Origin of the sequence: Gemmobacter aquarius (genome assembly GCF_003060865.1) — a bacterium.
Lineage (GTDB): Bacteria > Pseudomonadota > Alphaproteobacteria > Rhodobacterales > Rhodobacteraceae > Paragemmobacter > Paragemmobacter aquarius.
Genome location: NZ_CP028918.1, coordinates 2,307,343 through 2,320,389, shown reverse-complemented (window position 1 = coordinate 2,320,389; position 13,047 = coordinate 2,307,343). Strand labels below are relative to the sequence as shown.

The window sequence follows — 13,047 nt, the reverse complement described above, 5'->3', positions numbered from 1 at the left end:
GGATCGTCCTTTCAGGGTCAGCCCTTGAGGAAATAGGCGTCTTTGAAGCCGAGGCCCTTGACCTTGGCGAGGAATGCGGCGCGGTCGCCCGTGCCTTTGGCGGTGACCGACCACCAGGTCTTGCCTTGGGTGGTTTCCTTGCGGACGGTCGCTGCGATGCCGGATTTCTTGAGCGTGGCGGCAGCTCGGTTGGCGTTTTCCTCGACCGAGAAGATGCCGATTTGCAGGCTGCCGCCTTGGACGCCCGAAACCACGGGGATCGCGGGGCCAGGTTTGGGGGCCGGTTTGGTGGCCGGGGCAGTGGCGAGGGCGGCGGCGGCAGTTGCGGGTTTGGCGGCCGGATCGGCGGCGTCTATCGCTGCGGCGGCAGTGCTGGCGAGGGCGGTGGTGCTGGCGAGGGCGGTGGTCTGGATTCCTTCGTTGGCGTCGAGGATCGGTTTTGTGGCATCGACCTCGGCCGGGGCTTCCTCGCGCCGCAGGGCGGTGACGCTGATCTTGGCGGGCGCGCCTGCCAGAAGGCCAAGGGCTTCGGCGGCATCGGAGGAGAGTTGCAGTTTCGGGCCGGGGTTGAAGGCTTCACGCCGGAACAGCGCGCCGATGACGAATTTGCCGTTGGCGGTGTTACGCAGGATCACGCGTTCCGGGTCGGTCGCGTCGGGAGAGGCGACCCAGACGCCGCCGAGAGAGGGGCGGCCATCCCAGAGCGCTTCGTCGGTGATCTGGAAGACTTCGGGGGCTTCGACGTCGCGGTCGACGAGTTTGACGCTTTCGGCTTTGGCCGGGGCATCGTCGCCGCCACCGCGCTGGAAGGGCGAGGCGCCATCGGCGCAGGCAGCGAGCGAGAGGAGGGCGAGGAGCGCCGTGCAACGCAGCGCCGCCTTGCGGCCCGTAATCTTGCGGCCCGTGATGATGGTGGATGCCTGTGTCGTCATGCTCGCCCCCGTTACGCACGGGTTGGCCCCGCGCTTTATGCTGCCGCCTTGCACAGCGGCCTGCCAGTTAAGACTGCCCGCGCCGGACGTGCCAGCACCAATTACGCGCGCATCATACAGGCGGCGCACGCAGGTGGGAAGGGCAGGGGCAGGCCTTGGGCGGAAAACTCACGAAAGGGTGCAAAGGCCCTGCGCGGGGTGTCAGTCGGCCTTATTCTTTTTCGCTTCGGCGGCGGCCTTCATGCGGGCGAGAAGCTCGGCCTTGGGGGGCTGCTGGCCGAAGGGATTCTTACGGGTGCCCTTGGCGTTGTGTTCTGAATGGGGGGGCTTGTTCTTGGCGGCTTTGATCGTGCCGGATTTTGCGTAGTCCATGGGGAGCCTCGTCCTTATTTGCTTTGGTCATGCCTCAATCCGGGCGTCGCGGCAAGGTGCGAGTGCGGCAAGGTTGCGCGGGGTCAGGCTGCGCCGTCGCGGTAAAGCGGCAGGACGCGGTCTGCGTCGATGCCGCCGAAGGTCTCGAAGGCGGTCGGGCTGGCGGCGTGGAAGGCGGCGAGGTCGAGGCCGGGGAAGATGAAGTATTTGGCCGCGACGCGGGCTTTGGTCGCGGCGAAGATCACGCGGGTGATGCCGGCAAAGCGCAGGGCGGCGAGGCACATCTCGCAGGGTTGAAGGCTGGAGATCAGGGTGCAGCCGGAGAGATCGGGCGTGCCGAGGGCGTGGCCTGCGCGGGCGATGGCCACCATTTCGGCGTGGCGCGTGGGGTCGTTTTGCAAGTGAACCTCGTTCTCGCCGGTGGCGAGGGTGCGGCTGCCCTGCAGGATCGTCGCGGCGATGCCGGTCTTGCCGTGGGTCTGTTGCGCCGCGAGGGCACGGTCGATCGCGTCCGAGAGGGCGTGGCGTTCGGCGGGCGTGATGTCGGTCATGCTGTCCTTCGGGATTTTTCGCAGGACAAGGGGAAGCCGCCGGACGGGCCGGAAGTTCCCGCAGACGGGTTTGGCTGTCGCGCTTGGCGGGCGGGGCGGGTCAGCGGCGGCGCATCAGGCGCAAGCGGGTCTGGTTGCCGGTGTGGTGGAAGGTGACCTCGTCCATCATCATCACGATCAGGGCAAGGCCGCGACCGGATTCGGGAACGGTTGCAAGGTCGTCACCGACTTCGAGCGCGTCGGGGTTGATGTCTTCGAGCAGGAAAAGCGGCATCGGGGGCGAGCTGTCGATGATTTCCAGGATCACCTCGGTGTCGGATAGGGTCAGTTCGACGCCGACCAGCCTGGCGCTGTCTTCGGTGCCGTGCTTGACCGCGTTCGAGAGCGCCTCGACCAAGGCGAGGTCTACGGCGTCGCGGGTGTCCTGATCGAAACCGGTGGTCATCAGCGCGGTGATCGACTGGGCCAGCGGGCTGATGGCGGCGAGGTCGCGGGGCATGGTGAAACTGTGCAACATGGCAATGAACCTTATGCGGTGGACCGGGCGAGTGCCTCGGCCTTGCTGGGGTGGACCGTGAAGACGCGGTCCATGTGGGTGAGGGCGAAGAGGCGGGCGACGGCGGGCTGGACGCCGCAGACCGCGAAGGGTCCGTTGCGGCCCGCGCGTTTGGCGGCGGCGATCAGCGCGCCCAGGGCGGAGCTGTCGAGGAATGTCACGCCGGTGAGGTCGAGGACGACGCTTTGGGCGCCCGCGTCGAGGCAGCCGACCAACATTTCGCGCAGGGCGGGGGCGGTGCTTGCGTCGAGGCGCGCGGCATCGGGGGTAACAAAGGTGATGCCGTTCAGGATATGGGTTGCGAAGTGCATTGTTCAGGTGGCCTCCAGGACCAGGATGGTGATGTCGTCTTCGAGGGATTCTGAGCCGCGCCAATCCCAGAGCGCCCGTTCGATGCGGTCAAACAGGCGCGGGACGGGGACAGGCTGTGCGGTCCCGTTCGGGGCTGGCGTGAGCAGGGCGCGCAAGCGGTCGTCGCCGAACATCTGCGCGTCGGGGTCGGCGGTTTCGGTCACGCCGTCGGTGACAAGCACCAGACGGTCGCCGGGGTGGAAGGGGCAGGTGAGGGTGGAAAACGAGGCATCGGGCAGGACGCCGATGGGCAGGCCGCCGTCGCCCAGTGCTTCGACCCCGCCAGTTGCGGGCAGGCGCAGGAGGGCCGGATGGCCGCATTGGACGATGCTTGCAGTGGCGGTGGCGGGGTCGATCTCGACCGCGAGCAGGGTGAAATAGGGCAGGTCTTCGGCCCAGTCTCGGTTGATGCGGGCGATGATGTCGGCGAGGGCTTCGCCAGCGGGTGCGGACAGCATGGCCTGTTTCAGCGCGATATGCGAGGCGATGGAGACAAGGGCGGCAGGCGCGCCGTGGCCCGAGACGTCGATCTGGAAGATGCGGCTGCGGCCGTCGGGCAGCGGCAGGCAATCGTAGGTGTCGCCCGCGATGACGCGGGAGGGGCGGAAGAAGGCGTGGAAGGTGCCGCCCTGAAAACCGCATGGTGCGGCGGGTAGCTGGGCACGTTGCACGCGTGCGGCGGCTTCGAGTTCAGCGGTCATCTGGCGGTTTGAGGCGACGACGCGGTCGCCGAGGCGGGCCAGTTCGGCTTGCATCGCAAGGCGGCGGCGACCGTCGAGCGAGAGTTGGTCGAGCGCGCAGTGCATGTCGGCGATGTCGCCGCGCGTGGTGTTTGCGGGTTCGTGCGCGCTGAAATCCTCGGCCACCAGTTTGGCGAGGCGGGTCCGGATTTCGCCAAGGGGTGCAAGGGCGCGGCGTGACAGGGCGCGCTGAAGGGCGAGAGCGAGGCTGGCGGCAAGGAGGAGGAGCGCGCCGAGGGGGATCAGCGGGGTCTGGGGGTGCGTGGTGGCGACGGGGGCGGACAAGGTGTCGCGCCGGTCGGCAAAAGTCGCGGCATCGGCGCCTTGGGCGGTGTAGGCGGCGGGAAGGAGGGGCGCGGCGGGCCAAAGGGGATGGGGACCACCCGCAGAGGGAAGGCGGCGGCTTTGCCACCCGGCGTTTGCCGCGGTGGCGATGCGCGGGGCTGTCGTGGTGGAGCGGAGTGTGGCGAAGCCGAGTGCCGTGCGCGATGTGTCGCGTCCGGGGGCCGGAGCGCCGGGGCCTGCGGGGCGGGCTTCGATCCGGTCCGCGCCTTGCGCCCCTGCGGGGGTGTCGCGCAGCAGGGGGCAGCGCAAGACGGGCGGCGTCTGTGCCGCCCTGATTGTGGGGGCGTCTTTCTGGCGAGCGTATCGGGTCGGGGCGGGGCTGGACTCGTCCCTTACCGCTGCATGGACCGGCAGGCCCGCCATTGCGAGCGCGGTCAGGCAAAGAAGCCAGACGGGGCCGGTACGGGTGCGGCGATGGGTCATTCGGGAATAGGTCTTTGTGCTTTCGGAACTTCGGGCCGGTCTGTCCTTCATTACGGGGCTTCGGCGCAGTCGCGCGGCGCTGCGGGGCGGGCAGCCGGGGCGGGGAGGCCTATCTTTCGTATGGTTGATATGCCTTCGGGGTGGGGATCGATACATCCGGGGCGTTGTCCGGTTGAGTGCGATGCTGTGTAACGGGCAAGGGACGGGGCAGCGTAGCCCTGCGACGATGCCGGGCCACACTGCGTGGCGACGATGCGGGATGACGTGACATGGCGGAGATGACGGGTTTGGCGTGGCGGTTCGGGCGGCTGTTCGGTCTGCGCGGAACGGCCGTGGCAGCCGATCGTGCGGCGGATGTCGTGCCGGTCGTGGCGGGGCGCGAGGCCGAGGATGTGCGGTTGCAGGCACGTCCCGACGCGGCGGAATTTGCCGGAATGCGGGCACTTGTGGCGGATGACAGCGCGATCAACTGCACGATCCTGCGGACTTTTCTCGAGCGGTTGGGCTTTGAAGTGGCGTTGGCCGCGGACGGGGTGCAGGCGCTGGACCGCTGGAAGGCGGAGCGGTTCGACTTGCTGTGCCTCGACATCGAGATGCCGGAGGTGGACGGGCTGACGGCGTTCCGCCTGATGAAGGCCGAGGCGTCCGGGCGGGGGGAGCAGATGCCGATGGCGCTGGCCGTGACGATCAACGCCATGACCCACGAGGTGACCGCCTATCTGGAGGCCGGGTTCGACGCTTGTCTGCCCAAGCCGTTTTCGCGCGGGGATCTGGTCGATCTTTTGCGGCGGCGCTGGCCTGCATCGGCGGCGTGACTATCGGCGGCGTGACTCTGGATTGACCGGCTCGGGGGACCCGTAGGGTGGGTGCTTTGCACCCACCTTTGGCGGTGCCTAATCAGGGGTGCGGGAAATGATTGTTTGCCGGTGCGCGGGGTTTCTTTAGGGCTGGCCTGACGGGCGGCACGAAGGCCGCGTTTGGCCGGAGGTGCGTTTTGGCTGTCGAGCAGATTGATACGCTGGTGGTGGGCGGCGGGCAGGCGGGCATTGCCATGAGCGAGCATCTGGGCCGGTGCGGCGTGGCGCATCTGGTGCTGGAACGCCACCGCATCGCGGAACGCTGGCGCTCGGAGCGGTGGGATTCGCTGGTGGCCAATGGTCCGGCCTGGCACGACCGCTTTCCCAATATGGAATTCGACGGGCTGGACCCGTTCAGCTTTGCCCCCAAGGAGCGGATTGCCGATTACTTCGAGGCCTATGCTCGGCAGGTGAAGGCGCCTGTGCGCTGCGGGGTCGAGGTGAGGCATGTGGAGCGGGCTGCAGGCGGGTTTCGGGTGGAGACATCGCAAGGCGTGGTGGCCTGCCGCAATCTGGTGGCAGCGACCGGGCCGTTCCAGAAGCCGCTGATCCCCGAGGTGGTGCCCGAGAGCCTTGGCATCCTGCAGGTCCATTCGACGGGCTATCGCAATCCGGACCAACTGCCTGCGGGGGCGGTGATGGTGGTGGGGTCGGGGGCTTCCGGGTCGCAGATCGCGGACGAGCTTTTGCGGGCGGGGCGGCGGGTCTATCTGGCGGTCGGGCCGCACGGGCGGCCGCCGATCCGTTATCGCGGCAAGGATTTCGTCTGGTGGCTTGGCGTGCTGGGCGAGTGGGACGCAAGGACCGTGAAGGCCGGTATGGAGCATATCACCATCGCCGTCAGCGGGGCGCATGGCGGGCGGACGGTGGATTTCCGCGAGTTCGCGGCGCGGGGGATGACCTTGCTCGGGCGGGCAGGGGCGGTGACGGGAAGCGTCATGGCTATCGCGGATGATTTGCAGCGCAATGTGGCAGGGGGCGACGCGCATTATTTCGGCGTGCTGGACGGGGCGGATGCCTATGTGGCCGCGCACGGTCTGGATTTGCCCGAAGAACCCGGGGCACGGGCCATGTTGCCCGATCCGGAGTGTCTGACCGATCCTTTGCGCGCGCTTGACCTGAAGGCGGCGGGGATCGGTGCAATCGTCTGGGCCACGGGCTTTGCGATGGATTACGGCTGGCTGCCGGTGGGTCGCTATGACCCCAAGGGCCGCCCGATGCATGATCGCGGGGTGAGCGAGGTTCCGGGGCTATACTTCCTTGGGCTGCCGTGGCTGTCGCGCCGTGCCTCGCCCTTTATCTGGGGGGTCTGGCATGATGCGGAGTATCTGGCTGGCCATATCGCTGCACGGGGCCAGGGCTTTCCATTGGCAGGATGACGGGGCAGAGAGGCCTTGACCATCGGGAGCGGCGCATGAGCAAGGCGGGACAGGGGATTGCGGCGATCATCGTCGCCTGTGCCGTCTGGGGGTTGGCGCCGGTCTATTACCGGCTGGTGGCTGTGCCCCCGCTCGAGATGCTGGCGCATCGGACGCTGTGGACGCTTTTGTTCTTTGGCACGCTCTTGGTCGTGCAGGGGCGGTTTCGGGCGGTGCCTGCCTTGATTACAGGCGCGATCCGGGGGCGGGTCTGGCTGGCGGCGGCGATCGTGTCGTTCAACTGGGGGCTGTTCATCTGGGCGGTCAAGAGCGGTTATGCCATCGAGGCGAGCCTTGGGTATTACATCTTTCCGCTGGTCGCCGTGGTCTTGGGCGTGGTGGTGCTGGGCGAGCGGTTGAGCATCGGGCAGGGGCTGGCCGTGGCGCTGGCGGCGGCGGCGGTGGGGGTGTTGACCTGGGGGCTGGGCGTTGCGCCCTGGGTGGCGCTGGCGCTTGCCTTCAGTTTTGCGCCCTATATGCTTTTGAAAAAGCGGCTTGATGCACCTGCGGTCGTGTCGGTCACGGCAGAGGTGACCTTGATTGCGCCCTTTGCGCTGGGCTGGCTGCTGTGGCAGCATTTTGGCACGGTGGGGGGCGGGGCCTTCGGGCGCGATTGGGCGACGAGCTGGCTGTTGCCGATCACGGGATTGATCACCGGCGGGCCGCTGATCCTTTTTTCATGGGGCGCGCAGCGGGTGCGGCTGTCGACGCTGGGGTTGACGCAATATCTTAACCCTACGTTACAGGTGTTCTCGGCCGTCGTGATCTTTGGCGAGCCGTTCACAGTCTGGCACCGGATCGCGTTCGGGATGATCTGGGCGGGGCTTGCGGCCTATAGTCTGGAAAGCTGGCGTCAGGAGCGCGGACGTCAGGAAAGGGCGGCGCGGAGTGCGGCGGCGAGTGAAGCGGCATCGGGAACGGCGCTGTAGTAGCCGCGCATGGTGCTTTCGGCGAAGCCCTGGGCGATGACGTGGTCGTTCAGCGCCAGAAGCGGGTTCCAGTAGCCGTTGGTGTTCAGCAGGAATATCGGTTTGGCGTGCAGGCCGATCTGGCGCCAGGTGAGCACCTCGTAGAATTCATCCAGCGATCCGGCACCGCCGGGCAGGACCACGATGGCGTCGGAGTTCATGAACATGACCTTCTTGCGCTCGTGCATGTCTTCGGTGATGACGAGTTGGCTAAGGTCGCGCTTGCCCTGTTCGCGGTTGAGCAGATGCGTGGGGATCACGCCCATTGTGGCGGCGCCAGCGGCGATGGCGGCGCGGGCGGTTTCGCCCATCAGGCCCACGTCGCCTGCGCCGTAGACCAGACGCCAGCCGTTCTGCGCGATGGTTTCGCCCAAGGCACGGGCTTCGCGCCCGTAGGCGGGGTCGATGCCCGGACGTGAGCCGCAGAAGACACAGACGGAGCGGAGCGTGGACGTCGGGACAGGTTTCCTTGGCGGGGATTGTCTTTTCCTGTGCTATCGGGATTTGATGTCAAAGGAAAGAAGGGCCCGGGAACAGGGCCCGAAAATCGGGGATGGTTCGATGGCGGCTTGGTCGGAAATGTCGGTTGGTGCACGGGGCGGCGTTGTCGCTGGGGTGGCTGCGGTGATCGCGGCTTTGCTTTACGGCGCTTGGACGGTGCGGCCGGTGCCTTCTGCGCCCGAGGCCGTGGCGGTTGTTGAGCCTGCGGTAGAGCCTGCTGCCGAAGCGGCTGCGGACGCTGCGGCAGAGTCTGCGGCAGAGTCTGCGGCAGATTCTGTGACCGAACCTGTGGCCGAACCGGTGCCGGGTCCGGAAGCCGGGACCGAGGCGGCACCTGCCGCCGATGTTCCTGCGGTTGATGCTGCGGATGGAGAGGCTGCGGATGGAGAGGCTGCGGCTGTGACGGCGGCTGATGCTGCCGATGCGGCTGCAGAGCCTGCGGCAGGGGCGCCGCTGGCCGAGGCTGTGCCGGTGGAGATTGCGCCTCCGGTGTTCGATCTGGTGCGGGTCGAGAAGGACGGGTCGGCGCTGGTTGCCGGCATGGGTCTGCCTGCGGCGCAGATTTCGTTGCGGATCAATGGCGAAGAGATCGTTTCGGTGCCTGCCGATGGCGGCGGGCGGTTCGTGGCGATGTTCAACCTTGCCCCGAGCGAGGCGCCGCGGATGCTTGGCATGGTGATGGTGCTGGCGGACGGGACAGAGGTGCGATCGACCCAGACGGTGGCGATTTCGCCGACACTGGCCCCTGTGGTTGCTGATGCTGGTGTGGATGCTGGCGCGGAAGCTGGGGGCGGGGCTGCGCCTGTGGCAGAGGGCGAGGCGGTGGCGGCGGCGGAACCTGTCGCTCCGGCGGCTTTGCTGGTGACCGAGGAAGGCGCGAAGGTTCTGCAATCGGCCGGGGCTTTGCCCGAGATGGCGCTGAATGTGACGGTGGACAGCATCAGCTATTCGCCCGAGGGGGATGTGCAGATTGCCGGGCGTGGCATGGCGGATGCGGTGGTGCGGGTCTATCTGGACAATGCACAAAAGGGTGACGGGGTGGTTGACGCCGGTGGTGACTGGAAGCTGACGCTGATGGCGGTCGATCCGGGAATATACACGCTGCGGGTGGACCAGCTGGACGGGGCAGGCAAGGTGACGAGCCGGTTCGAGACGCCGTTCAAGCGCGAGACGGTCGAGGCCTTGGCTGCGGCTGCGGCTGCGGCTGCGGAAGCGGTGGCTCCGGCGGGCGTTTCGGCGGATGCTGCGGATACGGCGGCGGAGGGTGCTGCTGATGCGGGATCGGCCGAAGTGGCGCCAGATTCTGCAGCAGATTCTGCGGCAGATTCTGCGGCGCCTTCGGGGCCGGTGTCTATCACGGTGCAGCCCGGTTTCACGCTTTGGGCGATTGCGCGGGAAAACCTTGGCGACGGGGTGATGTATGTGCAGGTGTTCGAGGCGAACAAGGCGCAGATCAAGAACCCCGATCTGATCTATCCGGGGCAGGTCTTTACCATTCCCAAGCCCTGATCGCGGGGTGCCAAGGCGCACAGGGGGCTGTGCCTTTGGCGGTCTGGTCAAGGCTTGGGCAAAGGCATAGGTAGGGCTGCAAGAGGAGCCCTGCCTATGCGCCGCATGACCATTACCACCGACGAAAAGCCTTCGAACGGGTTGCAGACCATCCGCAGGGTGCTGCCCTATCTTTGGCCCAAGGGCGAGGGATGGGTGAAGCGGCGTGTCGTGCTGTCGCTGGTGATGCTGGTGATCGCCAAGGTCGTGTCGGTGTCGACCCCGTTTTTCTACAAGGAAGCGGTGGATGCGCTGGCGGGCGACAAGCCTACGGGGGCGGCGCTGATCGGGCTGACCGCGGTGGGGCTGACGGTGGCTTACGGGCTGGCGCGGCTGGGCAACACGGCCTTTCAGGAATTGCGCGACGCCATCTTTGTGCGGGTCGGGCAGCGCGCCTTGCGTAAGCTGGCGCTGGAGACGTTCGAGCATATCCACGCGCTGTCGATGCGCTACCATATCACGCGCAAGACGGGCGGCCTGAGCCGGATCATCGAGCGCGGGGTGAAGGGCGTCGACTTCCTGCTGCGCTTCATGATCTTTTCCATCGGGCCGCTGATTCTGGAACTGGCGATGGTTGCCGCGATCTTCGCGGTGGTGTTCGGCTGGCAATATGCGGCGGTCGTGATCGTGGTGATCACGATCTACGTGATCTTCACGTTCCGTGTGACCGAGTGGCGGGTGAAGATCCGGCGCGAAATGAACGATCAGGACACGGATGCGAACCAGAAGGCCATCGACTCGCTGTTGAATTACGAGACGGTCAAGTATTTCAACGCCGAGAAGCGCGAGGCGGCGCGGTATGATTATGCGATGGAGCGCTACGAGACGGCGGCGGTGAAGACCGGGCAGTCGCTGTCGTTCCTGAACGGGGGGCAGGCGTTCCTGATCACGACGGGGTTGGTCATCGTGATGGTGATGGCCGCGATGGGCGTGCAGGAGGGCAAGCTGACCGTGGGCGATTTCGTCATGGTCAACGCCTACATGATCCAGATCACGCTGCCTTTGGGGTTCCTTGGCACGGTTTACCGCGAAATCCGGCAGGCGCTGGTGGATATGGGCGAGATGTTCGCGCTGCTGTCGCAACCGGCCGAGGTGGTGGATGCCGACGATGCCAAGGCTTTGGTCGTGCGGGGCGGGGCTGTCGCATTCGAGGGCGTGCATTTCGGCTATGACGCGGCGCGGCCGATCCTGAAGGGGATATCGCTGTCGGTCGGTGCGGGGCAGCGCGTGGCGCTGGTGGGGCCGAGCGGATCGGGCAAATCGACCGTCGGGCGGCTGCTGTTCCGGTTCTACGACATCACGGGTGGCGCGATCCGGATCGACGGGCAGGATGTGCGCGATGTGACGCAGGCATCCTTGCACGCGCAGATCGGGGTGGTGCCGCAGGATACGGTGCTGTTCAACGACACGGTGCGCTACAACATCGCTTACGGGCGGGACGGGGCCAGCCAAGCCGAGATCGAGGCTGCGGCGCGGGCGGCGAAGATCCATGATTTCATCGTGTCGCTGCCCGAGGGCTACGAGACCAAGGTCGGCGAGCGGGGCTTGAAGCTGTCGGGCGGTGAAAAGCAACGGGTCGGGATTGCGCGCACGCTGCTGAAGAACCCGCCGATCCTGATTTTGGACGAGGCGACGAGTGCCTTGGACACCCAGACCGAGCGCGACATCCAGGACAGTCTGCGCGAGATGGGGCAGGGGCGGACGGTGATTACGATCGCGCACCGTTTGTCGACCATTGCGGATGCCGACCAGATCGTGGTGCTGGAGGCGGGTGTGATCGTCGAGCGCGGCACGCATGACGAGCTGCTGGCCAATGGCGGGCGCTACAGCGCGATGTGGGCGCGGCAATCGGCGGAAGAGGAAGAGGGCACGCTGGCGGCCGAGTGACCGCCGGCGCCTGCGTCACACCTTGACGATTTGCAGGTCGGCAAGCGACAGGGTCGTCGTGCCTTTGACGATGCAGAGCAGGGTGCCGTCGATCCGGATTTCGGTCTGGTTCGAGGCACTGATCGGGGCGAGGGTGATGACGGGCTGCGCCGTTCCTTGCCATTCGATGCGGATGGTGTCGCCTGCGCTGTAATCCTCGATGGTGGAATTGCCCGCAATTGCGGGGTCGTCGTGCAGCAGGAAGGTGTCGTTGCCTTCGCCGCCCGTCATCACATCGCCCTCGCCCGCCGCAAGCGTGTCATTGCCGGAGCCGCCGAAGAGCACGTCTCGGCCATCTGCGGTCGTGGCGCCCGAGGCGTTGGTCGCACCGTCTTCGTAGCCGGAGAGGTAATCGTTGCCTTCGTCGCCTTGCAGCGTGTCGTTGCCGAGTCCGCCACGAAGGATGTCGTTTTCGTCGCCGCCCGACAGGCTGTCGTTGCCAGCGCCGCCGGAGAGGATGTCGAAGCCACCCGCGCCTGTAAGTGTGTCCTGGCCGTCGGCGCCTGTCAGCGTGTCGTCGCCCGAGCCGCCGTCGAGCGAATCGTTGCCTGCTTCGCCATCGAGCCTGTCATCTGCATTGCCGCCGAAGAGGGTGTCGTTGCCCATGCCGCCGAGCAAGGTGTCATCGTCGTCCTGACCGCCGACCAGATCGTTGCCATCGTCGCCTTGCAGGCTGTCACGGCCCCTGCCTCCGCCCAGCGTGTCGTTGCCGGTACCGCCTGACAGGGTGTCGTTGCCGTCATCGGCGGTCAGGCTGTCGTTGCCTGCATCGCCGGCCAGATTGTCGTTGCCCGTGCCGCCGAAAGCGGTGTCGTTGCCTTCGCCGCCGATCAGCGTGTCGCTACCGCTGCCGCCGTAGAGGGCGTCTGCTCCGGTGCCGCCATCGAGCGCGTCGTTGTCGGCGCCGCCGTGCAGGCTGTCGCTGCCCGTGCCGCCGGAAAGGCTATCGTTGCCGGTGCCGCCGTGCAGGAAATCGTCGCCAGCATCGCCTGCCAAGTTGTCGTTGCCTGTGCCGCCAAAGGCGAAATCGTCGCCATCGCCCATGGCGAGCCGGTCGTTTCCGGCGTCACCGCTTGCCCAGTCGTCGGCCGACGAGCCGGTGAGTTGGTCATCGCCCTGTTTCAGGATCCACGCGGTGCTGTCGTCGTCGGCAAGCGCCGCGAGGGTGTCTGAACCGCCTGTGCCGTTGACGGTGGCGAGGTAATCGTCGGGATTGAACAGGGCATCTGCATCCGGGTCGCCCGTTTCGCTTTTGGTGCCACCGGTTTCGGCTGTGGGAAGATAGCCGTCATCGGGGGAGTCCGCGGGATCGGACGGGTCGTTCGCGCTGCTGATGACGTTATAGGAGGTGATCCCGGCGAGAAGCATCGGCCAAATCAGGAATTCCAGCATCACAGGCAACCTTTCGCACTCGTACCTTGCTGGGCCTATACGGCCGGAAAGGTGAAAGTTTGACCGATTGGTGTTCTTCGTCGGGCCGGACGCGATGTTGATGGTCGCCTGTGGCGGGCGGTGCGGGCTTGGCAAGGAAACCCGCTTGCGTGTAAGACGGATGAAAA

13 protein-coding genes are annotated in these 13,047 nt (G+C 66.5%); 5 read left to right on the top strand and 8 right to left on the bottom strand.

Features of this window, described 5'->3' with window-relative positions; all coding sequences use genetic code 11:
* Window positions 1-17 precede the first annotated feature (17 nt).
* From HYN69_RS11230 to HYN69_RS11210, 6 genes are all read right to left on the bottom strand, one after another.
* The gene (locus HYN69_RS11230) at window positions 18-932 is read right to left on the bottom strand and encodes an SPOR domain-containing protein (RefSeq protein WP_108435815.1); all 915 of its coding nucleotides are present in this window, start codon (window positions 930-932) and stop codon (window positions 18-20) included.
* A gap of 201 nt (window positions 933-1,133) precedes the next feature.
* On the bottom strand, window positions 1,134-1,304 hold the full coding sequence (locus HYN69_RS21005; protein ID WP_174213618.1) for a hypothetical protein: 171 nt from the start codon (window positions 1,302-1,304) through the stop codon (window positions 1,134-1,136).
* 83 nt (window positions 1,305-1,387) lie between these two features.
* A complete protein-coding gene (locus tag HYN69_RS11225; RefSeq protein WP_108435814.1) occupies window positions 1,388-1,855 on the bottom strand; it encodes a nucleoside deaminase in 468 nt (155 codons plus the stop codon).
* Window positions 1,856-1,955: 100 nt separating this feature from the next.
* Window positions 1,956-2,372, bottom strand: coding sequence for an ATP-binding protein (locus tag HYN69_RS11220; RefSeq protein ID WP_108435813.1), 417 nt, complete (start codon window positions 2,370-2,372; stop codon window positions 1,956-1,958).
* Between the two features lie 11 nt (window positions 2,373-2,383).
* Entirely contained in the window at window positions 2,384-2,722 is a 339-nt protein-coding gene (locus tag HYN69_RS11215; RefSeq protein ID WP_108435812.1) for an STAS domain-containing protein, read from the bottom strand.
* A gap of 3 nt (window positions 2,723-2,725) precedes the next feature.
* On the bottom strand, window positions 2,726-4,270 hold the full coding sequence (locus HYN69_RS11210; protein ID WP_108435811.1) for a PP2C family protein-serine/threonine phosphatase: 1,545 nt from the start codon (window positions 4,268-4,270) through the stop codon (window positions 2,726-2,728).
* Between the two features lie 269 nt (window positions 4,271-4,539).
* Between HYN69_RS11210 and HYN69_RS11205 the strand changes: the two genes are divergently transcribed.
* The 3 genes from HYN69_RS11205 (at window position 4,540) to rarD (ending at window position 7,474) form a co-directional block, all read left to right on the top strand.
* Entirely contained in the window at window positions 4,540-5,085 is a 546-nt protein-coding gene (locus tag HYN69_RS11205; RefSeq protein ID WP_108435810.1) for a response regulator, read from the top strand.
* A 179-nt stretch (window positions 5,086-5,264) separates the two neighbouring features.
* On the top strand, window positions 5,265-6,506 hold the full coding sequence (locus tag HYN69_RS11200; RefSeq protein ID WP_108435809.1) for a flavin-containing monooxygenase: 1,242 nt from the start codon (window positions 5,265-5,267) through the stop codon (window positions 6,504-6,506).
* A 35-nt stretch (window positions 6,507-6,541) separates the two neighbouring features.
* On the top strand, window positions 6,542-7,474 hold the full coding sequence (rarD, locus tag HYN69_RS11195; protein ID WP_108435808.1) for an EamA family transporter RarD: 933 nt from the start codon (window positions 6,542-6,544) through the stop codon (window positions 7,472-7,474).
* Here the strand turns inward: rarD and HYN69_RS11190 are convergent.
* Complete coding sequence (locus HYN69_RS11190) at window positions 7,414-7,920, bottom strand: LOG family protein (protein WP_108435807.1); 507 nt, start codon at window positions 7,918-7,920, stop codon at window positions 7,414-7,416. The genes rarD and HYN69_RS11190 overlap by 61 nt on opposite strands.
* Window positions 7,921-8,074: 154 nt before the next feature.
* On the opposite strand from HYN69_RS11190, the gene HYN69_RS21195 reads away from it, so the two are divergent.
* Together HYN69_RS21195 and HYN69_RS11180 are read left to right on the top strand one after the other, a co-directional pair.
* Window positions 8,075-9,523 (top strand): LysM peptidoglycan-binding domain-containing protein, encoded by a 1,449-nt coding sequence (locus HYN69_RS21195; protein WP_230426388.1) that lies wholly within the window; start codon window positions 8,075-8,077, stop codon window positions 9,521-9,523.
* Between the two features lie 96 nt (window positions 9,524-9,619).
* Entirely contained in the window at window positions 9,620-11,449 is a 1,830-nt protein-coding gene (locus HYN69_RS11180) for an ABCB family ABC transporter ATP-binding protein/permease (protein WP_108435806.1), read from the top strand.
* A 15-nt stretch (window positions 11,450-11,464) separates the two neighbouring features.
* On the opposite strand, the gene HYN69_RS21735 is transcribed toward HYN69_RS11180, so the two are convergent.
* The gene (locus tag HYN69_RS21735; RefSeq protein WP_108435805.1) at window positions 11,465-12,880 is read right to left on the bottom strand and encodes a calcium-binding protein; all 1,416 of its coding nucleotides are present in this window, start codon (window positions 12,878-12,880) and stop codon (window positions 11,465-11,467) included.
* Window positions 12,881-13,047: the final 167 nt, after the last annotated feature.